The sequence below is a fragment of the Kitasatospora sp. NPDC043949 genome, assembly GCF_056435365.1.
Genome location: NZ_JBWKEQ010000023.1, coordinates 71511 through 95132 on the forward strand (window position 1 = coordinate 71511; position 23622 = coordinate 95132).

Consider the following 23622-nt stretch of genomic DNA (forward strand, 5'->3'; position numbering starts at 1 on the left):
AGGCGGAAGGAAGGAAGGAGGGCGGGCCGGTCAGGCGGCGGCGAAGGCCGCTTCCAGGCGCGGGACGTAGTCCACGAGGTCCTGCGCCCAGCAGCCCGCGCTGTGGCCGCCGTTGCAGGCGGTGCCCCAGCCGGCGCCGTTGCCGTAGTCGACGTAGTGGTAGCGGTAACCGAGGGCGTCCAGGCGGTCCTTGAGGCGCTTGGCGGTGCCCTCGGCCCAGAACTCCATGTCGGAGGCGCTGCCGTTGCCGTTGCCGGTGTAGACCGCGATGCCGGTGTCGGCGAGCGCGCCCACGCGGGAGACCGGGTCCGCGGCGTTCCAGCGCCAGTCGGCGTTGAACACCGGGTACGGCGAGCCGAAGATCGCGTCGCTGGAGACCGTGGGGCCGAAGTCGAGGCCGCAGGGCTTGCCGTCGCTGGGCCCGCACAGCACGGTGCCGGCGTTGGTCAGGGTGGCGACCACGGCCCCGCGGATGATCATCTCGTTCACGGAGAGGTCGTTCGCGCCGGACATGGTGAGGACCTGGCCGAACAGCTGGGGCCGGTCCTGCGCGTAGTGCAGCGCGCCGAAGCCGCCCATCGACAGGCCGCCGACGGCCCGGCTCCTGCGGCCCGTCAGGGTGCGCAGGTTGGCGTCGATGAACGGGACGACCTGGTCGAGGTGGAAGGTCTCCCAGTTCTGCGCCCCGGCGGCGGTGTTCTGGTCGAGCCAGTCGGTGTACCAGCCGCGCAGGCCGCCGTCCGGGATGACGGTGATCATCGACTGCGCGGCGGTGAGGGCGGGGTAGGCCAGGGCCGGGTCGCTCGGGTTGTCCGAGGCGCCGTGCAGGAAGTACAGGACCGGGTAGCGCTTGGCCGGGCTGGCCGCGTAGTCGGCGGGCAGCAGGATCCGGATGGTGTGCTCCCCGGCGACCTGGGGTGTGGTGACGGTGAGCACGAAGTTGGTGGCGCTGCCGGTGGGGGCGCCGACCTGGGTGAGCCCGAAGCCGTCCTTCATCGGCGGCGGGGCGGGGGCCTCGGCGGGCGCGGCGGGCGCGGCGGGCACGCCCAGCAGCAGGAGGCAGGCGGCCAGGGCGGCGACGGCCGTCCTGGCGTGCCGGAGCCGGGCGCGCGGGGGCCGTACGGGCGGGCGCCGGGCGGGCTGGGCTGGTGTCATGGGTCGTCCTTGGCCGTGAGGGTGCCGCTGTTCCCGGGGGGAACCGCTGGAACTGTCTGAGCACCGACAACTCTTGCGAGATCACCTCGCGGTCCGCCAGAGCGCCCTGCGGCGCACCTGGGCCACTGGCGCATGTGCGCCACCGGCGTGGGTAGCCTCCGACGGCCCGTCCGGGCGACACCAGCACAACGACAAGCCGACAAACCGACGAGCGGACGGGTCGACACAACGGCACAGCGCCGAGCTGATGAGCCGACACACCGACACACCGATACACCGACACGATGACGGGGGACGTCGTGCACGACGTGCTGGATCCAGACTCCGAACGCGGCCGGGTCTACCGCTGCCTGGTCGGCCGTCCGCAGGCGCGGGCGGCGGAGCTGGCGGCCGGGGTCGGCCTCGGCGAGGGCGTCGTCCTGGCCGTGCTCAGGGAACTCGCCGACGAGGGAGTCGTCGTGGCCTGCAACGGTGAGGGCCCGCGCGGTGAGGGCCCGCGCGACGACGGCCACTGCGGCGACGGCCCGCGCGACGACCGTCACCGCGACGACGTTCACCGCGACCGCGCCTGGGAGGCGCTGCCGCCCGGCCGGGTGGTCGAGGCGGTGCTGCAGAGCGACGCCGTCCGGCAGGCCGCGGCGCGCCGGGCCGGGGCGGAACTGGAACGCCTCTACCGCTTCGCCCGGCGCGACGCCGGCACCTACGGCGCCCTGGAGGTGGTCGAGGACGCCGCCCAGGTACTGGCGGCCAGCCGGCGACTCCAGCTGGCCGCCCGCCACCAGGTGCGGGTCATCGACGTGCCGCCCTACTCCGGCAGTTCGGCCTACTACCTCGACCAGGAGGTGCTGCAGCGCCAGCGGATGGCCGCCGGGGTCGTCTACCGCTCGATCTACCACGGCTGCGCCTTCGACGACCCGGTCGCGGGCCCCAACATGGCGCGCATGATGGAGGCGGGGGAGCAGGCCCGCACGCTGGACGATCCGCCGCTCAAGCTGGCCCTGGGCGACGACGACCTGGCGATCGTCACGCTGGCGGCCGACGGGCGCCCGGGCGTCGTCTCGCTGCTGATCCGGCCCTCGGGCCTGCTGCGGGCGCTGGCCGCGGTGTTCGAGACGCTCTGGCGGCTGGCCGTCCCGGCGTCGGTGTCCGCCGCCGACCTGCAGATCGGCGAGCGGGACCGTCGCATCCTGACCCTGATGGCCAGCGGTGCCACGGACGACGCCATCGCCCGGCGGCTGGGGCTGGGGCGGCGCACGGTGGTGCGCCGGGTCTCGGCGCTGCTGGCCCAGCTGGGGGCCACCACGCGTTTCCAGGCGGGCGTGCAGGCGGCCCGGCGCGGTTGGCTGTGAGCCGTCCGTGCCGGGCCGGACCCCTGGGGGGTGGGGGTCAGGGAAAGGCGGTCAGCAGGTGCCCGCCGCGCGGTCGCGCACGACCAGGTCGGTGCGGCCGGGGGTGGAGTCCAGCCAGACCACCCGGGTGCCCTGGTCGGCGGCGGGCTGGTCCTGGCCGCCCCGGTCGCAGGAGAGGCGCTGCGGGGTGCCGCCGCCGGTCGGCAGCTGCCAGAGCTTGGGCAGTGCGGCGTTGGTCCAGCCGCCGGCGGGCTTGGTGCCCTCGACCTTGTAGGTGACGGCCTGGTCGGAGGCGGTGAGGCTGCCGCCGCGCGTCGGGGCGTTCGGCGAGTCGGCGGCCAGCACCTCGGTCACGCCGGAGCCGTCCAGGGCGCCGGAGCGGATGGAGGCGCGGGCGGTCGCGCCGTCGGGGGTGTCCAGCCACAGCAGCCGTCCGCCGGCGAGCCGGGCGGAGGAGGCGGTGCTCGCGGCGGCGCCGGGAGCGGCGTGCGCGGTGTACTGCGCGGTGACCTTGCCGGCGGCGATCGAGTAGACGGTCGGCGCGGTGACGTACTGCTGTCCGTCCTGCCAGGACTCGGTCCAGGCGAGGTAGCCGTCCTTGAGGGTGAGGTCGTCCGGGTGGTGCCCGTCGGCCAGCGGCAGTTCGACCGCGGGGGCCCCGTCGTGGGACAGCCGGATGCTGGTGCGGTGGGTGGTGAAGTCGTTCACGGTGAAGGCGATGTCGCCGCCGGAGACCTGGGGGCTGCCGGGCTCCGTCCCGTCGGCGAGGAACAGGCTGCGGACCGGGCCGGCGCCGGACAGCGGTGCGGCCAGCAGTTCGCGGCTGTGGTTCTGGGCGGTGGTGCCGATGGCCTTCCACACGGCGGTGGTGCCGTCGGTGGCGGGCCAGCTGTGGTAGCGGCCGTCGTCGGGGCTGAGCCGGACGGGGGCGCCGCGCCCGGTGGTGGAGCCGGCGTACAGCGCGGTGGTGTCGGGGCGGGTGCCGCCCGTGCCCTTGACCGGGTCGGGGGCGGGGGCCATCGCCACCCAGTGCCCGCCGCCGGCGGCCGGGGGCGCCATCGAGTAGGAGAGGTTGCGCGCCAGCGTGCGGCTGTCCATGCCGATCCGGCTCTCCCAGCCGGGCTTGATCCCGTGCGCGTCGAACGCGGCTGCCACGGTGCGCAGTTGGGCGTGGCTGAGGCCGAGGTCGCGGCCGGCCGCCAGGGCCGCGTTGCGCCCGGTCACGAAGTCGTCGAGCGGGGTGAGGTAGGCGGTGAGCGCCCGGTAGACCACCCGGTCGGCGGTGAGCGGGTCGAGGGTGCGCCGGACGTCCCACAGGGCGCCGCTGAAGATGGTGGCGTTGAGGTGCTGTCCGCCGTTGTCGACCGTGCCGCCGAGGTAGTCGTCCACGGTGGTGCGGTGGTCGTCCATCCGGCGGTCCGCGCAGGCCTGCGGGGTGCCGGTGCGGCACTTGCTCTCGCCGAGCAGCGCGGCCGCCGGGTCGTTCATGGACATGCCGCGGGCGGTGACCTCGATGGCGTTGCCGAAGTAGTCGGCGATGCCCTCGTTCATCGCGCCGGCCTGGCCCATGCCGGCCAGGTCGGCGGTGTTCGATATGACGCCGTGGGTCATCTCGTGCCCGGCGATGTCGAGGGCGGCGGAGAACGGGTAGTAGTTGGGGCCCCCGCTGCCGTAGACCATCTTCTTCCCGTCCCAGTACGCGTTGGCGTAGGGGGCGCCGTCCTGGGTCACGTTGACGACGGAGGTGATCGCGCCGCCCTTGCCGTCCAGGCCGTTGCGGCCGAACCGGTCGTGGTAGAAGTCGTACACGATACCGGCGTTGACGCTGGCGTCGGTGGCGCCGCTGGTGCCGGCGGAGGCCGGGAAGTCCGGGCCGGGGGAGTGGGCCGGGGGGAGGTCGGCGGGGATACCGCCGCCGAAGTCCATCTCGTCCCGGCCGCCCGCGTCGTAGGTGGTGATGGTGGCGGGCCGGGTGAGGTCGGTGAGCTGGTAACTGCCGTCCGGCAGGCGGGCGATGTTCACCTTGGCGGAGTTGCCGTGGGCGTCCGGCGCGGTCCCGGTGGCGGGTTCGAGGCCGGCCGCGGTGCTTCCGGCGGCGGTGCTCCCGGCATTGCCGCCCGTCGGGAGCGGGGCGCGGGTGTCGTAGGCGAGGGCGACCACGCCGACGGTGGCGTCCACGAAGACCTCGCGGGCCGCCGGCGCCCCGGTCGCCGGGTCGGCGGCGTGCACGGTGAAGCGCTGGGCGAGCCGGCCGGCGCCGTCCGGCAGGACGACCAGGCCGTGGTCCTCGGCGGTGGCCGCGGCCCGGGCCTTCGGGTCCTGGACGGAGCCGAGCGCCAGGTCCCGCAGGGCGGCGGCCGGGACGGTGGCGGTGGTCGGCACGGTCAGGCCGGTGAAGTACTTGCCGCCGACCGACTCGACGCGCTGCCCGGCGCCCTCGCCCGTCAGGTGCACCAGGTACTGCGCGCCGAACACGGGCACGCCGTCGTGGCGCTGCTCGAACCTGACGGTGCGCCGGCCGTCGGCGGTGCTCTCGGATCCGACCTCGGCCAGCTCGCCGGGGTCGACGTGGTAGCGGTCGGCGTGGGCCGCGAGGTGGGCGCGGGCGGCGTCGGCGGGGCTGCCGACGGCCGGCTCGGCCAGGCCGGTGACCAGCTGTGGGGCGGCGGTGTCCTGACCGGCCACCAGGGAGGGCACCGGGTCGGGGGTGGCCGCGGGCCCGGCCAGGGCGGGCGGCGCGGCCAGGGCCAGCGCCACCACGGCGGTGGCGCCGATGCCGAGTGCTGTGGACGTGCGGGAACGACGGGGCACGGAGGTCCTCTCGCAGGGCCGAACGGTGGTCGCGGCGGGCCGGCCGCGCCGGACCACCGCGACGATCACGATAAGTCATCCAACGTCATATGTCGATAGACTTTCTATGTGCCCTCGGAGGGCCGGAACCCGACCCCCGCAACCGGCCCCGCAACCGGCCCGGAAACCCCAACCCGCCCCGCCCGGCGAGCGATTCGTTCAAGACGCCACCACACCCCCCGGCCGACACTGACCCGCATGACCGATCGCGCCTTCACCCCCGCCGCCGGCCGCCTCGGCCCCGTACGCCTCTACGACCCCATCGTCTCCCTCACCCGCGAACGCCTGTGGCGCAGCCTGCTCGCCATGCACGTGGCCCCCCGCCCCGACGACGTGATCCTCGACGTCGGCTGCGGCACCGGCTCACTGGCCGTCCTCCTCGGCCGCGTCGAACCCCGCGCCCGCGTCATCGGCGTCGACCCCGACCCCACCACCCTCGAAGTGGCCCGCCGCAAGGCCGCCGCCGCCGGAGTGACCCCCGAATGGCACATCGGCATGGGCGACGCCGTCGCCGACCTCGTGGGCGCCGAAACGGCCGACACCGTCGTCTCCAGCCTCGTCCTCCACCAGTGCCCCATCCCCATGAAACAGGCCGTCCTCGCCTCCATGCACACGGCGCTGCGCCCCGGCGGCAAGCTCGTCATCGCCGACTTCGGACGCCAGCGCACGGCCGCCATGCGCCTGGCGTTCCGCATCGTGCAACTGGCGGACGGCAAGGAGGACACCCAGCCCAACGCCGACGGCATCCTGCCCCGGCTGATCGCCGAGGCCGGCTTCCACGGCGTGCGCGAGACCGAGACCGTCTCCACGCTCACCGGCTCGCTGTCGTTCTACGTCGCCCGCCGCGCGTAGGCCGCCCGTCGGGTCCCCCGTGCGACCGGTGACCACGGGTACGCCGGCGGGCCCGCGCCTCCTGCTCAGCCGGGCGTCGTGTACTTCACCCGCTCCTGGAGCGGGGTCAAACGCTCCGTCAGCCGGCGTGTCTCGATGCTCTCCACGCGGTCGGGCGGTTCGTCCTCGTCCCCGGCCCAGCACATGTAGATGTCGACCGTCCCGTGCGGGAGGGCCGCGGACACCAGCGCCGCCAGGAATTCCCGGGAGTGCTTCTGAGCGAGGAACTCCTCGCGCTCCTCGTCCCGCATCGCGTCGACGAGCGCCATCGCGTCGGCCGTGTCGGTGAACCCCTCCCACTCGAACCGGGAGCTGTTGAATCCGCAGCCGCAGCCCTCGTGCGAGCCGACGTAGGTCACGTGCGGTGAAGTGAAGCGGGCTCGAACGGGCGCGTCGGCGGCGATCTCGCGAACCCCGCAGTAGCAGGTCCCGAGCTGGGGACCGGCGGTGCAGGGGATTGGCAGCACGGGCTGTTCGGTTCCGATCCACACCATCAGACACATGCGGACGAGGCTACGCCGGGCCCGAGGCACCAGCCCGGCCCGAGGCGCGCAGCACCGGGAGCACCGCGGACGGCGTCAGCCCCGTCATCTCCCGCATCTGCCGGCTGAAGTGCGCCTGGTCCGCGAAGCCGCCCGCCAGCGCCGCCTCGGCGAGCGTGCGCCCCTCGCCCAGCGCTTCGGCGGCGCGGGCCAGCCGCCGCCAGATCCGCCAGCGCGCCAGCGGCACCCCCAACTGCCGCCGCGCCAGCGCCCGCAGGCGCTGCGGCGACAGCCCCACCCGCGCCGCCAGCCCCGGCAGCGCGACCCGGTGGTCCGTCAGCGCCTCCATCGCCGCCCACAGCCGCACGTCCACCTCGGCCGACGGCAGCACCCCGGACGGACACAGGTCCTCCTCCACCAGGTCCCGCCACTGGGGTGCCACGGTGACACCGTCACCGCACCCCGCCCGCAGCCGGTCCGCGAACGCGCAGTGCGGATCGACGAAGAACGCCGACACCTCCCGGACCGGCGCCATCCGGTGCCACACCATCGGCGCCACCACCACCGCCGCACCCCGGTGGCGGACCCCGGCCCCGTCCACGATCGTCACCTCGCCGCCCGCCGCCGCGACGGCAACCTGGAACGCGGCGTGCCGATGTGACGTACTGTCCGCCAACGGCCCCCGGTACAGCGCGTACCCCGCGCCCACCACGAAGCGCCGCCCGATCCCCTCCCGCTGCCCCATCCGCCCGATGCTGCCAGAGCGCCGCACCCGCCACCCCGGATTCCGGCCACCCCCTAGCGCCGCAGGCCCACCTCGCGGGCCTTCCAGGCCAGGGCCATCGCGAACCGGACCGTGCCCACCAGCCCGGCCAGGGCGAGCGCGATCCACAGCGGGATCCCGAGCAGGCTCGGCCGGCCCGTGATCATCCGCTCGCCGGCGAGCCACACCCTGGTCTCGTGGCCGTCCGGATACAGCTTCCCGGTGGGCCGCTCCTCGCTGAACTCCCGGCCGCCGGCACTCCAGTGGTACGTGCAGCCGTAGATGTCGCGGCCCTGGTTCTGGTCGTCCAGCTCCCGGCCCGTCGTCCGGCAGCCCGTCACGGTGGCCGTGACGCCGGGCGGCTCGTGCAGCCTGGTCCGGACGGCGTAGGCGGCCTGCGCCGCCGCGAACACCGCGCCCAGGGCGAGCACCAGCAGCAGCACCAGCGCCACACAGGAGACGACGTAGTCGGTGGTGGAGACCCGACGCAGCAGCGGCAGCGAGGCACCGACGGCCGCCAGCAGCGCGACCCCGCACACCACCAGCCACCACCGCCGATCGCCCGGCAGATCCTGCGACCCCGCCCACACCACCGGCCCGGCCGCGCCCCCCAGCACCGCCACCCCCGCCACCACACCCACCGCACACCGCCGGTGCAGCGCCCCCCACTCCACGGAAGCCTCGCGCCCCACCCCGCCCCCTCTCCCCGCCGCCCACCCGCCCGACACCGCCACCCCCGAGGACGCCCCCACCCGATGTCACGGTTTCGGTCCGCGCCCGGTCTTCATCGGTGAACAGGGCGCGGCAGACACCCGCGCCCCCCGCTGCAGGAGAGGGACGAGCCATGGAAACCGTGACCGTGCGACGGGTCATCGCGGCGCCGATCGCCGAGGTGTTCGACTGGTGCGCCACGAGCACCAACTACACCCGCTCCCCGTTCGTGCTCAGGGCGCGCCTGGCCCGGCCCGGCGAGGGCGCGCCCTACGGGGTGGGCGCCGTGCGGCTGCACACCTGGCTGATCGGCTGGTTCAACGAGCGGATCACCGCCTACAACGCCCCGCACGGCTTCGACTACACCGTCGACCGCAGCTTCCCGCCGGCCCGGCACGAGTTCGGCCGGATGGCCTTCGAGGAGGTCCCCGAGGGCACCCTGGTCGTCTGGACGACCGGCTTCGCGCTCCCCATCCCCCTCGTCGGCGCGGCCTTCGCCCGCCGGGTCGGCAAGCCCGTCATCGCCCACGTCTTCGGCGCCATCCTGGCCGCCGCCGCCACCGACCTCGAAGCCGCCCCGAAGAAGCGCCCCTGACGCCGCGCCCCCCACGGCAGGAGCGGGACGGCTCAGGCCGGCGGGTTCGGCCGGTTCAGGCCGCGGTCGTAGGCGAAGATCACGGCCTGCACCCGGTCCCGGGCGCCGATCTTCGACAGCACCCGGCTGACGTGCGTCTTGACGGTCGACTCCGCGAGCACCAGGCGCTGCGCGATCTCGCCGTTGGTCCAGCCCCGGCCGACCGCGACCAGGATCTCGCGCTCGCGCTCGGTCAGGGCGTTCAGCCGCGGATCGTCCTCGGCGGCCGTGCCGGGCGGGCGCACGGGCAGGTGGTGGGCGTAGGCGTCCAGGAGGCGCCGGGTGATGGCGGGGGCGACGACGGCGTCGCCCTCGGAGACGGCGCGGATCCCGGCCAGGAGGTCCTCCGGGCGGGCGTCCTTGAGGAGGAAGCCGCTGGCGCCGGCGCGCAGCGCGGCGTGGGCGTACTCGTCGAGGTCGAAGGTGGTCAGGACGAGGATGCGCGAGCGCCCGCCGGTGGCGACGATGCGCCGGGTGGCCTCGATGCCGTCCATGCCGGGCATCCGGATGTCCATCAGGACGACGTCGGGCCGCAGGTCGGCCGCCAGGCGCACGGCCTCGGCGCCGTGCGCGGCCTCGCCGACGACCTCCGTGCCGGGCTGGCTCTCCAGCAGCATCCGGAAGCCGTACCGCTGGAGCGGCTGGTCGTCGACGATGAGGACCGTGGTCACGTCAGGCCGCCTGTCGGGTCGGGGTCGGGGTCGGGGGTGAAGGCGCCGGGGCCGCCGGGGCCGCCGGGTCCGTCGGGTCCGTCGGGTCCGTCGGGTCCGTCGGGGGTGAGGTCGAGGACGGCCTCCACGGTCCATCCTGCCCCGGGCCCGGGCCCGGCGGTGACGGTGCCCCCGTACAGGGCCGCGCGTTCGCGCATGCCCGTGAGCCCGTGCCCCTCCTCGCCTGCCGCACCGCCGCGCACCGCCCCGCCGGGCGGACCGCCGTCCCGCACCCGCACCCGCAGGCGGCCGCCCTCGGCGGCCAGCGTCACGTGCGCCCGGGTGTCGGGCCCGGCGTGCTTGAGGGTGTTGGTGAGCGCCTCCTGGACGATCCGGTACGCCATCAGCTGCACCCCGCGGTCCAGCCGCTCCACCTCGCCGCGCGCGGTGTACACGACCTGCGGCCCGGCGGCCCGGATGCGCGCGCACAGTCCGTCGAGGTCGGCGATGCCCGGCTGCGGCGTGAACTCGGGGCCCTGCTCGCCCTGGTCGCGCAGGACACCGAGCATGCGCCGCAGCTCGCCCAGCGCCTGGCGGCTGGTCTCCCCGATCAGCAGCAGCGCCTCCCGGCCCCGCTCGGGGGAGGCCTCGGTCGCGTACGCGCCGCCGTCCGCCAGGGTGATGATCACGGACAGGTTGTGGCCGATGATGTCGTGCATCTCCCGGGCCACCCGGGTGCGCTCGGTGGCGGTGGCCAGCCGGCTGCGCTGGTCGCGCTCGACCTCCAGCCGCGCCGCCCGCTCGCGCAGCCCGGCGAGCTGGGCCCGGCGGATGCGCACCGCGATGCCGACGGCCACCGCCGCCGTCGCCGCGCTGAACAGGAAGAACAGGGCGTCCCCGACCGGCAGCCCGCCGGACAGCTCCACCGCGACCAGGGCCGACGCGCCGGTCATCGCCGCGCACGCCCACGCCAGGTGCCGCAGGCTCCCGTGCAGGGCCAGGCTGTAGAGGGCGACGAGCAGCGCGACGTCCGCGCGCAGCGCCACCCCCAGGGACCACTGCAGGACGAACACGGCCGCGACCGCCGCGAACGCCGTCGCCGGTCGCCGCCGGCGCCACAGCAGCGGTAGCAGCAGCCCCGCCTGCAAGGCCAGCAGCGCCGCCAGCGGCGGGCGGGCGAAGACGATCCGGTGCTCGCGCGCCCGCTCCCCGCCGTCGTGGAAGGGCAGCAGGTCCGGCAGGCAGAACAGCAGGAAGACCGCGGCCACCACCGCGGTGTCCAGCACCCACGGGTGGTCGCGGTCCGCTTGCCGCGCCCGCTGCCCCAGCCGGGCCAGGCGCGCGAACACCGGGTACCCCGACAGCGGGTCGCCCCCCGCCCCCGCGGCGGTGTCGTGCTCGCTCACGGCGTCACCTTCGTCCAGCTCGTCCGGAACGGTCGTCACCTTCGTCCAGCCCATCCGCAAACGGTCGTCACCTTCGTCCAGCTCACCCCGGAACGGATACGGATACGAAACGGGCCCGGTGCGGCACCCGACTCGAACGGGCACCGCACCGGGACGTCCACGCAGTCTCCCAGCCCTCAGGCGTCGCTGCGCATCAGCCGCACGGCCGCGCCCGCCAGGGCGAGCACCGTCCACAGCAGGAAGACCGCCAGCCCCGCGGCGGGCGACAGCGTGGCCGCGTCGTGGTGCAGGGCGAACATCGCCTGGCCCGCGTTGCTGGGCAGGTACGGGCTGATGTGGTCCTGCCAGGACGAGGGCAGCAGCGAGATCAGGCCGGGGACCAGCATCAGCGAGGCCACCAGCACCGAGATGCCGCCCGCCACCGACCGCAGCAGCGCGCCCAGCGCGACACCGATCACGCCCGCCAGGGCGAGGTAGAGCCCGGCCCCCAGCAGGCCGCGCAGGACGCCGGCGTCGGAGAACGTCATCGCCGGGCGGGTACCGGAGAGGATGCCGCTGTCGGTCGCGAAGGCGACGAACACCCCGACGGTGCCCAGCAGCAGCACCACCACGCCGTACACCGCCGCCTTGGACCACAGCACCGGCAGCCGGCGCGGCACCGCGGCCAGGGTGGAGCGGATCATGCCGGTGGAGTACTCGCCCGCGGCGACCAGCACGCCCAGGACGCCGAACGCCAGCTGCGCGAAGTTGGTGCCGAACAGCGACAGGCTCAGGGCACTGGCGTCGGCGAAGTCCCCCCGATCCATCGGGCGCCCCGAGGTGATCCTCGACTTGAACTGGAACGCGGCGATCAACCCGAACGCGACCAGGAACAGCAGGCCCAGACCCAGCGTGATCCAGGTCGAGCGCAGCGACCACAGCTTGGCCCACTCCGAGCGCAGCACGCGCACGGGCGTCACCCGGTAGGCGGGGCGCGCGGGCCGCCGGTCGGCGGCCGCGGACGTCTGGCTCGGTGCGATGGTGCTCATGCCGCGCTCCTCGGGGACTCGGCGCCGGCACCCGCACTGGCGGCGGGCCCGGTCGCGGTGGTGGTGCCGTGGTACTCCACGGCGTCCCTGGTCAGCTCCATGAACGCCTCCTCCAGGGAGACCGTGCGGGTGGTGAGCTCGAACAGCGCGATGCCCTGCTCGGCGGCCCGCAGGCCGATCTCCCGCGCGGCCAGGCCGGTGACGAGGAGCTCCTCCGAACCGGAACGGCCGGTGACCTCCACCCCGGGCCCGGCCAGCGCCGTGCGCAGCCGGGCCGGATCGGCGCTGGCCACCTTCACCACGTCGCCGCCGGCCTGGCGGACCAGGTCCTGCACGGTGGTGTCGGCCAGCAGCCGGCCCCGCCCGACGATGATCAGGTGGTCGGCGACCAGCGCGACCTCACTCATCAGGTGCGAGGACACGAAGACGGTGCGGCCCTCGGCGGCCAGCGAGGTGAGGAGGTTGCGGATCCACAGCACGCCCTCCGGGTCGAGACCGTTGACCGGCTCGTCCAGCATCACCGTCGCCGGGTCGCCCAGCAGCGCCGCCGCGATCCCCAGCCGCTGGCCCATGCCCAGCGAGAACGCCCCGGCACGCTTCCTCGCCACCGACTGCAGCCCCGTCAGCTCGACGACCTCCTCCACCCGCGAGCGCGGGATGCCGTGGGTGTGCGCCTGGGCCATGAGGTGGTTGAACGCGGAGCGCCCCGGGTGGATCGACTTGGCCTCCAGCAGCGCCCCGACCTCCTGCAACGGCGCCGCGTGCGCGGCGTAACGGCGCCCGTTGACGCGCACCGAGCCGCTGGTGGGCGCGTCCAGCCCGACGATCATCCGCATGGTGGTGGACTTCCCGGCGCCGTTGGGCCCGAGGAAGCCGGTGACCGTGCCGGGCTTGACCATGAAGTCGAGCCGGTCGACGGCGGTCTTCTCCCCGTACCGCTTCGTCAGCTGGTGCGCCTCGATCATCGCTCACCCCTACGCTCCGGGGCCGGACCGTCCCGGCCTCCCTCACACTCCACGCTAGGCGCGGCGCCGGCGCGATCCGTGGTACCCCGGACCGATCATCGGAGGGGGCACGGTACCCCGGTACCACGCCAGGACCGCCTGTTGCGGTTACATCACGACGTGTCCGATTCATCGAGTATTGGACCGGAGTGCGGCGATTAACTTTGTTGGCAGTGATGCGAACGGTCTCTCATAATGCCTGCTGAGACGCGTGATGGACGGTCCGGAGAACCGCCGGGGGAGCGGTTTGCGAGGAAGTCCGTGCGCGAGATCCCACATTTTCCCGGGGGAGTTCCTTGTCCGCGCCCGAAAACGAAACAGCCGCCGTTCCGGAGCAGCCCGACGCCGCGCCGGAACCGGCCGCCGTACCGCAGCACCCCGCCGTACCGCAGCACCCCGCTGCGCCACAGCACCCCGTCGTACCGCAGCACCCCGTCGTACCGCAGCCCGACGCTGCGCCGCAGCACGCCGCCGCACCCGAACCGGCCGCGCGCCGGCTGCCGCGCGCCGTCGGCGTCGCGCTGGCCACCGCCGGCCTGCTCGCCGTCACGGCGACCAGCGCCGCGGTGACCGTCGCCGTCGGCAGGCCGGACACCCGCCCGGCCGCCGCCGCACCCGCGCCGGCCACCACCGCCACCACCTCCAGCCCGAGCCCGACGGCCTCCGCCACCCCGCTACCGGTGCCGACGCCCACCGCCGCCCCGACCACCCCCAAGCCGGCCAGCACCGTCAAGGGGACCGTCAACGGCGGCAAGCACGAGGGCGACCTGCGCTACTTCCTGCTCCCGATCCCGGACGGCGGCGAGTCGTACGGGCCCGCGGACGGGATGACCATGACCAACGACGACGTCGCCGACCTGTTCGGCAAGCAGGACGGCATCATGGACATCCTCGGCTCGTACGGCTACCAGTCGGGCGCCACCCGGATGTACCGGACGGCCGACGGCAAGGCCGAGGTCACCGTCACCCTGCTGCGCTTCGGCTCCACCTCGATGGCGCGCGAGTTCGTCCAGGGATACACCCTCAAGTCGCAGGACCCGATCGACATCGACGGCGACCCGAACGCCCACGGCTACCTGCACAAGCCCAAGCAGCAGGCGTACACCGGCTCGATGACCGGCATCTCCAGCCAGGGCGACGTCCAGTACACGATCGACGTCGAGGTGAAGGGGACACCGGACAAGGCGCTGCTGAGCGGGCTGATGAAGCGCCAGCGCGAGTGGCTCGCCTCCGGCGGCTGAACGCAGCTGAACGCGGTTGAACGCGGCTGAACCCGCGCCGCCGCCCGTCCCGACGCCGTCCTTCCCACCCTCCTCTGGAGCCACCCCGTGACCACCGAACCCGCGCTGCCCCCGCCCGGCACCGCGCCGGCGCCCGCCGCCCCGCCGCGGCCCCACACCGCGCCCACCGAACCGCCCGCCACCGAACCGCCCGTCGCTGAACTGCCTTTCGCCGCACCGCAGTTCACCACCAAACCGCCGTCCGTCGCCGAGGCGTTCCCGTCCGACGCGCCGGCCTCCGAGCTCCTGCCGCCCGCCCCCGAGCGGGCGCCCCGCGCCCCGCGCCGCCCGCGCCCGGTGCTGCTGGCGGTGTCCGGCCTGGTGCTGGGCACCCTGGCCGGCGGCGGCGTCGGCTACGCCGTCCAGGCCCAGCGCCCGCCGACGCCGCTGCCGCCGATCCAGGTCGCGCGCCCGTCCTACCCGGCCGCGGTGGTCGACCCGACCGCCTTCGCCGCCCAGCAGCCCAAGCCGCTGGCCATCGACGGCGACCTGCTCAAACTGCTGATCGGCGCCCCGGACGGCAGCGCCGCCTGGGGAGAATTCCCGGACAAGCCGAGCTGGGTGTCGGTCGGCGAGCTCGCCGAGCACAGCGACAGCGCGGTCCGCGACTTCAAGGACCTGAACTCCCGGGGCTTCCGGCGCGCGGCCGAGGTGGACTGGAAGAAGGGCGACACCAGGTACCGCGTGTCGCTGGTCCAGTACGCGCCGGACCGCGCCAACGAAGCCGCCACGCACGCCGTCGGCACCACCCGCAACCTGAAGCCGTTCGCCGACGGCGCCAACGGCGGCTACCGGGTGGACGAGGCACCCAGGTACTGGGCCGACAGCGCCGATCGGTACTACTACGGCCAGGCCGTAGCCCAGCGCGGCACGGTGGCGATGGTGGTGGAGGTCTTCGACCCCAAGCCGGTGAACCCCGATGTCGTGAAGGACCTCGCCAAGCAGCAATGGGAGCGGCTGGTATGACCGACAACAGCATGACCGGGACCCCGGCCGCCACGCCGGCGCCGACCGCCCCCGAGGCGGCCCCGGCCGCCGTCGAACAGTCCGCCGCCGAGCAGCAGTTCGCCGCCGATCCCGCCGCGCCGACCGCCGCCGATCCCGCCGCCCCGCGCCCCGCCTCCCGCCGCCTGCTGCGCGCGGGCGCCGCGACGGCAGCGGCGGCGCTGGCCGGGGTGGCCATCGGCGTCGGCATCATCAAGACCCAGTACGACGACCCCGCCCCGGCCGTCGCCGCCGGGCCGTCCGCCGCGCCCGTCCCGACCGCGACCGCCACGCCGTTCGGCGCCAAGTCCAACGGCAACCACTTCGGTTCGCTGCGCGACCTGCTGCTGCCCGTCCCGGCCGGCTACGAACCCGGCCCGGACGAGGGCGGCTACGGCAACGACACCGAACTCGGCGCCGAGTTCCTGTCCGCCGAACTGGACGACGAACTCCAGCAGATCCCCAAGGACAAGCGCGACAAGCTCCGCTCCTACTGGGAGGGCCTGCACGTCAAGGCCACCGGCGTGCGGACGTACCGGACCAGCGAGGACGACCTGGTGGTCGGCCTGAAGCTGCGCCAGTTCAACCAGCAGGAAGTGCAGAAGCTCAACGAGTACACCGCGGTCTTCACCGGCGACACCGGCCTGTTCCGGATCGGCCCGGAGATCCCGGGCCACCCCGAGGCGCACTGCTACCTGATGCCGGCGCCGCCGTCCGCGCCGATCGACTACCTGGAGTGCTCGGCCGCCGAGGGCGACCTCCTGGTGGTCATGAACGTCGAGGGCGTGGCACCGCTGCCCAAGGACCGGATCGTCGCCCTCTTCACCCTGCAGCTCGACCGCCTCGCCCGCCCGGGAGCGTCCGCATGACCGACCACGCAACCCCGCACGAACCCGCCGCCCCCGCCGAGACCCCCGCTGAGGCCGCCGTCGAGACCCCCGCGGGCACCTTCGCCGAGTTCCCCGCCGCTCCCGCCGCGGAGACCCCCGAGGAGCACGAGGCCCGCCTTGCCCGGCGCAGCGCCCGCCGCAGGGCGGCCGCGCGCTGGGCCACCGCCACCCTGGTGTTCGCCCTCGCGGGCACCGGCGCCGCGCTGGCCGTCACCGCCCCCGAGCGCACCGACCTGCCCGGCCTGGCCACCCCGGGCGACGGCCGCTACACCTTCCCGCCGCTGACGCTGCCGCCGCTGCCCTCCGGCAGCAGCACGCCGGACCGTACGGGCGGCAAGAACGCCCTGCACGCCGCGGACCTGCGCTACCTGCTGCTGCCCGCCCCCAAGGAGGCCGGCGGCAGCCTCACCCCGGCGCTCTACCCGGTTCCCACCGCCTCGGCCACCGGCACCCCGTCGGCGAGCGCGACCCCGAGCCCGACCGCCTCGGCCTCGGCCTCGGCCTCGGCCTCGGCGTCGGCGGGCGCGAGCCCGTCCACGGCCCCCGCCGGCCAGGCCCCGGCCGACTGGGTCACCTGCGACGCGATCCTCGCCGAGCAGCGGGACCCGGCCGAGCTCCGCGCGCTGCTCCTGCAGGACGCCTGCCGGGCGGCCACCGTCCGGGAGTGGACGGCCTCCGACGGCACCCGCACCCAGATCCGGCTGCTGCGCTTCGGCGCCTCCTTCGAGTCCTGGAACGTCTTCTCCTCCCTGCGCTCCGACGCCAAGCCCAATGCCCTGCCCGGCGCGAAGAGCACCTCCCACAGCGCCTGGGACACCGTCGAGGGCGTCCACCTGGACGCCCAGGAGAGCTCGGCGAAGGGCGCCAAGGGCACCCCGAACGCCCGCATCGCCTACCTCTGCGCCTCCGACCTCGTCGCCGTCGTCACCATGACCAACCCCGACGGCGTCCCGGACGCGGCCTTCCGCCAGGTGGTCACCCTCCAGTCCGACCTCCTCGCCTGACACCGGCCCCCGGGCCCGCCGCCCCCGCGCCCGCCGCCCGCACGCCCCTCACACCGTCAGCCGGGCGGCGGCGGGCAGGTGGTCGCTGGAGGTGGCGGGCAGGGTCCAGGCGGCGGTGGCGGGCAGGCCCCGGGTCATGACGTGATCGATCCGGGCCAGCGGGAAGACCGCCGGCCAGGTGAACCCGAAGCCGCCGCCCGCGCTGTCCTGCGCGGAGCTCAGCCGGCTGGTGACCGGGGTGAGCGCGTGGTCCCCGGCGGCGGTGTTGAGGTCGCCCAGCAGCAGCACCCGGTGCAGGGGCTCCTCGTCCAGCGCGGCGCCGAGCGCGGCGAGGTTGCGGTCGCGGTGAGCGGTGGCGAAGCCGGTGACGTTGAGCCGGACGGAGGCGAGATGGACCACGTACACGGCCAACGGCCCACCAGGGGCCTGGACTTCGGCCCGCAGTGAGCGGCTCCAGCCCGGGTCGATGGTCAGCCGCCGTGCGTCGGTCACCGGGTAGCGGCTCCACAGCGCGACGGTGCCGATCCGCGTGCGGTGCGGCAGTTCGGCGTCCAGCACGCGCTGGTAGACGGGCAGCGCGGCGTCGGTGACCTCCTCCAGGGCGACCAGGTCGGGGCTGGCGGCGAGCAGCGCCCGGGCCGTGCCGGCGGGGTCCGGGTTCTGCGCGCTCACGTTGTGGGTGACCACGGTCAGGCCCGCACCGCCGGCCGGGCCCGCACCGCCCCCCGGCGGCGGGCCGCCGCCGGCGAGCACCGGCCCGAGCACGACGGCCCACACCGCGGCCAGCACCACCGCGGCGCACGCCGGCACCGGCGCTCGCCGCAGCGCGGCGGCGAGCAGGACGGCGGGCACCACGACACCGGCCCAGGGCAGGGCGCTCTCCCACAGGCTCCCCAACTGGACGCCCAGGCTCGGCACCCGCCGGTGACCGGCCAGGGCCAGAGCGGTCAGCAGGGCCACGGCGGCGGCCACACGGCCGCGCCGCCAGCGCCCGACCGGCGGGCGCCGCTGCCGCCGCCGACGGCATCGACGGCCGCCCGGGCGGGAGACACCCGCCGAGGCGCCCCCCACCGTCCCCTGTCCCGCCCCCGCCACCGCTCCCGGCCTTGAGACCGCCCCCGCCCCCGGCGCGAGCCCCTCCTGCGATCGGATCATGAACGCCCCCTACCCGGCCGCGTCGGGCAACTGGGCCGGACAGGTCCCGCCAGGGCTGGTCAGCAGCTCGAAGTGCCAGATCTCGTTGGCGTACACCTGGCAGAGCCCGTACCGCGCGCCGTGCTGGATCAGCCAGTAGTCGGCATTGGTCGGACCGATGTCGATCGCCTTGCCCGAGACGTGCGCCGACTTCTCCGGCGTGTTCACGAACTGCCTGGCCCGCTCCAGACTCCCGTACCTGGCCACCCCCTTGTCGAGCAGCCGCTGCTGGTACTCCTTGCTGCGCCAGCCCGAGGTGACGGTCATCTCGATGCCCTGGGCGCGCGCGTCCCGGGCGGCCTGCTGGACGGCTGCCAGCAGCGGTCCGTCCAGGTTGCCCACCGCCGGTGCCCCGGTGTCGAACGGGGTCAGCGTCGTGCCGTCGGGAATGTCGCCGTCCGCCCCCGCCGAGGAACCGGACCCCGGAGCGAGGGAGGAGGAGAACGGCGCGACGGTGGCCGCCAGGGTCCGCAGCGCCGCCTCGGTCGCCGGCGGATCGGCGGCCGCGCAGGCGCCGGCCAGCGCCAGCACCACCACCGCCCCGGTGCCCACGGCCACCGCCCGCCGGCCGCCCCCCACCGGCCGCCACCGCGTCGCCTCCTGGCGCGTCGTCCCGTCCATCCCTGCCTCCCGGCGCTCGTCACTTTCGCCGCGACGGGGAAACCCGGCGGCCACACCATGGGAGGAAAAGCGGTGTTACCAGGACGTCTGCACTAGCCGATACGTTTTCGATAGGCCCGTTCGTGTCCAATGGACGGCAACGGCAACGGCAACGGCAACGACAGCAAGAGCGGGACGGGAGAACAGCGCGTGCGGGTCCTGGTGGTGGAGGACGAGATCTACCTCGCCGAGGCGGTCCAGGCGGGCCTGCGCCTGGAGGCGATCGCCTGCGACATCGTCACGGACGGCGACGCCGCCCTCGAACGCCTCGCCGTCCACACCTACGACGTCGTCGTCCTGGACCGCGACATCCCCGGCACCCACGGCGACGACGTCTGCCGCACCATCGTCGAGCACCGCCTGGGCTGCCGCGTCCTCATGCTCACCGCCGCCGCCCGCCTCAACGAGAAGGTCGCCGGCTTCGAACTCGGCGCCGACGACTACCTGACCAAACCCTTCGACCTCGCCGAACTCGTCGTCCGGCTGCGCTCCCTGGCCCGCCGCCCCGCCCAGGCCGCGCCCCCCGTCCTCGAATACGCCGGACTGCGCCTGGACCCCTTTCGCCGCGAGGTCTACCGCGACGGCCGCTACGTCGCCCTCTCCCGTAAGCAGTTCGCCGTCCTGGAGGTCCTGATGACCGCACGCGGCGGCGTCATCAGCGCAGAGAACCTCCTCGAACGCGCCTGGGACGAGAACGCCGACCCGTTCACCAACGCCGTCCGCATCACCATCTCCGGCCTGCGCAAACGACTCGGTGAACCCTGGGTGATCCAGACCGTGCCCGGCGTCGGCTACCGCCTCACCGACGGCACCCCCACGTGAGCGCCCCGCCCCGCACCCGCCCCGCGCCGCGACCGCGCCGCCTGACCGCCCGCCTGCGGCTCACCCTCAGCTACACCCTCTTCGCCGTCATCACCGGCACCCTCTGCCTGGCCGTCGTCTACGTCGGCATGCGCTACATCCCCAACTACCCGCTCACCTCCTCCAACCCCCGCGACCGCCTCTCCGCCCCCTCCCGCCAGGAGATCCTCCGCTCCCTGCTCACCATCTCCGGCTACGCCCTGGCCCTGCTCACCGCCGTCGGCACGATCGGCGGCTGGTTCATCGCCGGCCGCGTCCTGCGGCCCCTCCAGGACATCACCAGGGCCGCCCACCGCGCCGCGAGCGGAGCACTCGAACACCGCATCGCCCTCGCCGGCCCCCGCGACGAGTTCACCGACCTCTCCGACGCCTTCGACGAGATGCTCGAACGCCTCCAGCGTTCCTTCGACGCCCAGCAGCGCTTCGCCGCCAACGCCTCCCACGAACTGCGCACCCCCCTGGCCATCACCCGCACCATGCTCCAGGTCGCCGCCGCCGACCCGGCCCGCCAGGACTGGACCACCCTCGTCGCCCGGCTCCAGGACACCAACCAGCGCGGCATCGAGATCAGCGAAGCCCTCCTCCAACTCGCCGACCTCGGCCACACCGCCCCCGAACTCGAACCCCTCGACCTGGCCCGCACCACCCGCGACGCCCTCGCCGCCGTCCAGGAGGAGGCCGCCGCCCTGGGCGTCACCGTCACCACCGACTGCCGGCCCGCCCCCGCCACCGGCAACCCGGTCCTGCTGCGCCAGGCCGCCGTCAACCTGCTGCAGAACGCGCTGCGCCACAACCTGCCGACCGGGGGATCCGTCACCGTCACCACCGGGGCCGATCCGGACCGCCCCGGCCGGGTCCGGCTCACCGTCACCAACACCGGCCCCCGCCTGGCCCCCGAGACCGTCCCCACCCTCACCGAGCCCTTCCTGCGGGGTCGCGGCCGCACCGCCCAGTCCGACCCCGCCCGCCGCGGTCACGGCCTCGGCCTGGCCATCGTCGTGGCCGTCACCGACGCCCACCACGGCGACCTCGGCCTCGCCCCCGCCCCCGGCGGCGGCCTGCACGCCACCCTCAGCCTCCCCGCCCGCTGAGCCCGGCCGCCGAGCCCCGGCCTCACCCCGTCGGCTGCCCGGGCCGGCCCGGCACCCACAGCGGCGCCGGGCCGCCGAGCGCCATGTACCGGGCCGCGTCCTCCTCCAGCCACCCGTCCACCCGGCCCGGATCGCCGCCGCACGACTCCACCAGCGCGGCGGCCGCGATCCGGGCACAGGCCAGCATCAGCGCCAGGGTGTCCCGGCGGCGGTGCCGCTCCCGGACGTACGCCTCGCCCCGCTCGTCGATACGCCGGCCGTGCGCCTCCCGGCCCTCAGCCTCCCGGCCGTGCGCCTCCCGGCCGGCCGCCGAAGCGCCCCCGCCCCCGTCCCCCTCGCCGGCGGTGACCGCCTGGACGCCGTGCCACACCAGGGCGAGCGCGGCCGGTTCGGCCGGGTGCGTCACCTCCGCCCGGCCCGCCTGCTCACGGGCCTCCGCCGACCGCCGGCCCAGCCACTCCAGCACCGCCGGCACATCCCCCTCGCGGGCCTGGAGCACCAGCTCCGCCGCCCGGTACGCGAGCGCCCGCAGGACCTCCCCGGCCGGCACCCGCAGCCCCGGCACCGGCGGCTCGCCGAACGCCAGCCAGGCGTCCGCGAACGACGCCGCCCGCATCCGCCCCAGCCACGCCGGAGCCCCGGCCGCGTCGCCCACCCACTCCTGCGCACCCAGCCGGACCAGGCCCGCCGCGGCAAGCCGCGCCGCGTCCCCGTCCAGCCCGCACAGCCGTCCACCCCTCACCGCGCACCCCCGTCAGCGCCCTCAATCCCGTGACGGGCACATCCCACCACACCAGGACGCAAGCGAACTAGACAGGGACCCGACAAAAATTTCCGACGCCGCCCAGCCGCCGCCCAGCCGCCGCCCAGCCCAGGACCAGCGGCAACCGCCCCGCCAGAGCGCCCAGCGCGGCCCGCTGCGCACCGGTGGAGGCGCGCCGTCCCGTCCCGACCAGCAGTGCGTCCCGGTCGGAGAACGACGCGGGGAACGCGCCCCCGGCGATCCCCTCCAGCAGCGCGCGCGAGCGCCGCAGCCCCTGCGCCGGCGGCCCCGGCACCCCGGGCAGGAACGCGGCCAGGCCGAGATGGTGCAGCGTCCACTCCAGGACGTACGCGTCGAGGTGGTCGCCCGCCGTGAGCACCTGTCCGCGCGTACCGACCCGCGGCGCCGGACCGGCGAGCCCGGCGACCGCCGCCCGCAACGCCGTCCGACACCGCGCGAAGTCCTCCGTCCCCGCGAACTGCCCGCCCGCACCCCCGGGCCCGGCGGACCGGGGGTGTGATGCTGTCCCCGGCCGCCACCCAGGTCGTCGCACCGTTCGACAGTTCGGCCATGTGGCCGCCCCCCGCTGACGGTTCGCCCTGTGCCGCGGTCCCCGCCGCGGTGCCCGAAGAGCTGGTCACGGGTGTGCGGGGCCGGCGGGCCTCCACGGCGAACCGGGCCGCCGGAACCGCGGGGCCCCCGTCCGCCCGTACCGGGGCGCCGCTACGCGAGGTGGTACTGCACGGGGGTGGAGACCCGGGCGCCGAGTTCGGCGGCGGCGCGGCGCGCCCAGTACGGGTCGCGCAGCAGTTCGCGGCCGAGCAGGACGGCGTCGGCCCTGCCGGCGGCGAGGATGTCCTGGGCCTGGACGGGGTCGGTGATCAGGCCCACGGCCGCCACGGGCATGCCGGCCCCGCTGCGCACGGCCTCGGCGAAGGGCACCTGGTAGCCGGGTCCGGCGTCGATCGTGGCGTCGGGGACGAGGCCTCCGGTGGAGACGTCCATCAGGTCCACGCCGTGGGCCAGGAGTTCCTCGGCGAGGCGGACGGTGTCCTGCGAGGTCCACCCGGTGCGGCCGTCCTGCGGGTTCTCGGTGAGCCAGTCGGTCGCGGAGACGCGGAAGAGGACGGGCAGGTCCTCGGGCCACGCCGAGCGGACGGCGTCGACGACCTCCAGGGCGAAGCGGATGCGGCCCTCGAAGGAGCCGCCGTAGGCGTCGGTGCGGTGGTTGCTGTGGGGGGAGAGGAACTGGTGGATCAGGTAGCCGTGGGCGCCGTGGATCTCGACGGCCCGGAAGCCGGCGTCGAGCGCGCGCCGGGCGGCGTCGGCGAACTGCCGGACGATCCCGCGGATCTGCTCCTCGGTGAGTTCGTCGGGCCTGGTCCGGGTGGGGGCGAAGGGGAGGGCGCTGGGGGCGAGCGGCGTCCATCCGTGGGCTTCGTCCGGGGCGAGGGCGCGGCCGCGGTCGATCCAGGTGCGCTCGGTGGACGCCTTGCGGCCGGCGTGGGCGAGCTGGAGGGCCGGCACGGTGCCCTGTGCCGTCAGGAAGGAGGTGATCCGCCGGAAGGCCGCGACCTGGGTGTCGTTCCAGATCCCGAGGTCGTAGGGGGTGATGCGGCCTTCGGGGCTGACGGCGGTGGCCTCCATGATGATCATCCCCGTGCCGCCGGTGGCGCGTGCCGCGACGTGGGCGAAGTGCCAGTCCGTCGGGGCTCCGGCCGCGTCGCCGTCCGGAGCGGCGCTGTACTGGCACATCGCCGCCATCCAGACGCGGTTGGGGACGGTCAGGGTCCTCAGGGTGTAGGGGGTGAAGAGGGTGGTGCTCATGGGCGGACTCCTGTCGGCGGAGGCGGGGCCGGGGGAAACCTTCTCGAATGATTGCAAGTGCAATTTGTGTGACACCACAATAGTTGTGCACGCTGATTGCTTGCAAGCGCTGGCCATTTCATCCGGTGTCGCCACCTGCCGGCGG

At 75.0% G+C, this 23622-nt stretch carries 22 protein-coding genes and 1 pseudogene; 9 read left to right on the forward strand and 14 right to left on the reverse strand.

Going from position 1 to position 23622, the window contains the following annotated elements:
- Positions 1 to 30: 30 nt before the first annotated feature.
- Entirely contained in the window at positions 31 to 1155 is a 1125-nt protein-coding gene (locus tag AC07AL_RS20390; RefSeq protein WP_363586826.1) for an alpha/beta hydrolase, read from the reverse strand.
- A gap of 284 nt (positions 1156 to 1439) precedes the next feature.
- Between AC07AL_RS20390 and AC07AL_RS20395 the strand changes: the two genes are divergently transcribed.
- Positions 1440 to 2504: a helix-turn-helix transcriptional regulator gene (locus AC07AL_RS20395; RefSeq protein ID WP_478317881.1), complete on the forward strand. Its 1065-nt coding sequence runs from the start codon at positions 1440 to 1442 to the stop codon at positions 2502 to 2504.
- A 51-nt stretch (positions 2505 to 2555) separates the two neighbouring features.
- Here AC07AL_RS20395 and AC07AL_RS20400 read toward each other — a convergent pair whose 3' ends face one another.
- Complete coding sequence (locus tag AC07AL_RS20400; protein WP_478317882.1) at positions 2556 to 5315, reverse strand: M4 family metallopeptidase; 2760 nt, start codon at positions 5313 to 5315, stop codon at positions 2556 to 2558.
- A 237-nt stretch (positions 5316 to 5552) separates the two neighbouring features.
- On the opposite strand from AC07AL_RS20400, the gene AC07AL_RS20405 reads away from it, so the two are divergent.
- Complete coding sequence (locus tag AC07AL_RS20405; RefSeq protein WP_478317883.1) at positions 5553 to 6206, forward strand: class I SAM-dependent methyltransferase; 654 nt, start codon at positions 5553 to 5555, stop codon at positions 6204 to 6206.
- Positions 6207 to 6271: 65 nt separating this feature from the next.
- On the opposite strand, the gene AC07AL_RS20410 is transcribed toward AC07AL_RS20405, so the two are convergent.
- Genes AC07AL_RS20410 through AC07AL_RS20420 form a run of 3 tightly spaced genes read right to left on the reverse strand, consistent with a single transcriptional unit; the run spans position 6272 to position 8113 of the window.
- Complete coding sequence (locus AC07AL_RS20410; protein WP_363630978.1) at positions 6272 to 6748, reverse strand: hypothetical protein; 477 nt, start codon at positions 6746 to 6748, stop codon at positions 6272 to 6274.
- Between the two features lie 10 nt (positions 6749 to 6758).
- Positions 6759 to 7472 carry an AraC family transcriptional regulator gene (locus AC07AL_RS20415; RefSeq protein ID WP_478317884.1) on the reverse strand — a complete coding sequence of 238 codons (714 nt, stop codon included), beginning with the start codon at positions 7470 to 7472 and terminating at the stop codon, positions 6759 to 6761.
- Positions 7473 to 7525: 53 nt separating this feature from the next.
- Positions 7526 to 8113: a hypothetical protein gene (locus AC07AL_RS20420; protein WP_363586831.1), complete on the reverse strand. Its 588-nt coding sequence runs from the start codon at positions 8111 to 8113 to the stop codon at positions 7526 to 7528.
- A gap of 221 nt (positions 8114 to 8334) precedes the next feature.
- On the opposite strand from AC07AL_RS20420, the gene AC07AL_RS20425 reads away from it, so the two are divergent.
- Positions 8335 to 8796 (forward strand): SRPBCC family protein, encoded by a 462-nt coding sequence (locus AC07AL_RS20425; RefSeq protein WP_363630979.1) that lies wholly within the window; start codon positions 8335 to 8337, stop codon positions 8794 to 8796.
- Positions 8797 to 8828: 32 nt separating this feature from the next.
- On the opposite strand, the gene AC07AL_RS20430 is transcribed toward AC07AL_RS20425, so the two are convergent.
- From AC07AL_RS20430 to AC07AL_RS20445, 4 genes are all read right to left on the reverse strand, one after another.
- Positions 8829 to 9506 carry a response regulator gene (locus tag AC07AL_RS20430; protein WP_400986872.1) on the reverse strand — a complete coding sequence of 226 codons (678 nt, stop codon included), beginning with the start codon at positions 9504 to 9506 and terminating at the stop codon, positions 8829 to 8831.
- Positions 9503 to 10945, reverse strand: coding sequence for a sensor histidine kinase (locus AC07AL_RS20435; protein ID WP_478317885.1), 1443 nt, complete (start codon positions 10943 to 10945; stop codon positions 9503 to 9505). Before AC07AL_RS20435 ends, AC07AL_RS20430 begins: the two co-directional genes overlap by 4 nt.
- 122 nt (positions 10946 to 11067) lie before the next feature.
- Complete coding sequence (locus AC07AL_RS20440; RefSeq protein ID WP_478317886.1) at positions 11068 to 11919, reverse strand: ABC transporter permease; 852 nt, start codon at positions 11917 to 11919, stop codon at positions 11068 to 11070.
- Positions 11916 to 12884: an ABC transporter ATP-binding protein gene (locus AC07AL_RS20445; protein ID WP_363589069.1), complete on the reverse strand. Its 969-nt coding sequence runs from the start codon at positions 12882 to 12884 to the stop codon at positions 11916 to 11918. The genes AC07AL_RS20440 and AC07AL_RS20445 overlap by 4 nt, the downstream gene beginning before the upstream one ends.
- Before the next feature lie 335 nt (positions 12885 to 13219).
- Between AC07AL_RS20445 and AC07AL_RS20450 the strand changes: the two genes are divergently transcribed.
- The 4 genes from AC07AL_RS20450 to AC07AL_RS20465 all read left to right on the forward strand — a co-directional run bounded on the left by AC07AL_RS20450 (position 13220) and on the right by AC07AL_RS20465 (position 17081).
- Positions 13220 to 14164: a hypothetical protein gene (locus tag AC07AL_RS20450; protein WP_478317887.1), complete on the forward strand. Its 945-nt coding sequence runs from the start codon at positions 13220 to 13222 to the stop codon at positions 14162 to 14164.
- Between the two features lie 87 nt (positions 14165 to 14251).
- The gene (locus tag AC07AL_RS20455; RefSeq protein ID WP_478317888.1) at positions 14252 to 15169 is read left to right on the forward strand and encodes a hypothetical protein; all 918 of its coding nucleotides are present in this window, start codon (positions 14252 to 14254) and stop codon (positions 15167 to 15169) included.
- Positions 15166 to 16056, forward strand: a complete 891-nt coding sequence (locus tag AC07AL_RS20460; RefSeq protein WP_363589075.1) for a hypothetical protein — start codon at positions 15166 to 15168, stop codon at positions 16054 to 16056. The genes AC07AL_RS20455 and AC07AL_RS20460 overlap by 4 nt, the downstream gene beginning before the upstream one ends.
- Positions 16053 to 17081, forward strand: a complete 1029-nt coding sequence (locus tag AC07AL_RS20465; RefSeq protein WP_478317889.1) for a hypothetical protein — start codon at positions 16053 to 16055, stop codon at positions 17079 to 17081. The genes AC07AL_RS20460 and AC07AL_RS20465 overlap by 4 nt, the downstream gene beginning before the upstream one ends.
- A 48-nt stretch (positions 17082 to 17129) precedes the next feature.
- On the opposite strand, the gene AC07AL_RS20470 is transcribed toward AC07AL_RS20465, so the two are convergent.
- A complete protein-coding gene (locus AC07AL_RS20470; protein ID WP_478317890.1) occupies positions 17130 to 18053 on the reverse strand; it encodes an endonuclease/exonuclease/phosphatase family protein in 924 nt (307 codons plus the stop codon).
- Positions 18054 to 18245: 192 nt separating this feature from the next.
- On the reverse strand, positions 18246 to 18896 hold the full coding sequence (locus AC07AL_RS20475) for a M15 family metallopeptidase (protein ID WP_363589081.1): 651 nt from the start codon (positions 18894 to 18896) through the stop codon (positions 18246 to 18248).
- A gap of 189 nt (positions 18897 to 19085) precedes the next feature.
- Here AC07AL_RS20475 and AC07AL_RS20480 point away from each other — a divergent pair, with 189 nt between their 5' ends.
- Together AC07AL_RS20480 and AC07AL_RS20485 are read left to right on the forward strand one after the other, a co-directional pair.
- Positions 19086 to 19757: a response regulator transcription factor gene (locus AC07AL_RS20480; RefSeq protein ID WP_063353004.1), complete on the forward strand. Its 672-nt coding sequence runs from the start codon at positions 19086 to 19088 to the stop codon at positions 19755 to 19757.
- Positions 19754 to 20887, forward strand: a complete 1134-nt coding sequence (locus tag AC07AL_RS20485) for a sensor histidine kinase (RefSeq protein ID WP_478317891.1) — start codon at positions 19754 to 19756, stop codon at positions 20885 to 20887. Before AC07AL_RS20480 ends, AC07AL_RS20485 begins: the two co-directional genes overlap by 4 nt.
- A 22-nt stretch (positions 20888 to 20909) precedes the next feature.
- On the opposite strand, the gene AC07AL_RS20490 is transcribed toward AC07AL_RS20485, so the two are convergent.
- The 3 genes and pseudogenes from AC07AL_RS20490 to AC07AL_RS20500 all read right to left on the reverse strand — a co-directional run bounded on the left by AC07AL_RS20490 (position 20910) and on the right by AC07AL_RS20500 (position 23477).
- Positions 20910 to 21629, reverse strand: a complete 720-nt coding sequence (locus AC07AL_RS20490; protein WP_400986881.1) for a hypothetical protein — start codon at positions 21627 to 21629, stop codon at positions 20910 to 20912.
- Between the two features lie 127 nt (positions 21630 to 21756).
- A pseudogene (locus tag AC07AL_RS20495) lies at positions 21757 to 22074 on the reverse strand (maleylpyruvate isomerase N-terminal domain-containing protein); the annotation flags it as partial.
- Positions 22075 to 22373: 299 nt separating this feature from the next.
- Positions 22374 to 23477, reverse strand: a complete 1104-nt coding sequence (locus tag AC07AL_RS20500; protein WP_363630994.1) for an NADH:flavin oxidoreductase/NADH oxidase — start codon at positions 23475 to 23477, stop codon at positions 22374 to 22376.
- Between the last annotated feature and the right edge of the window lie 145 nt (positions 23478 to 23622).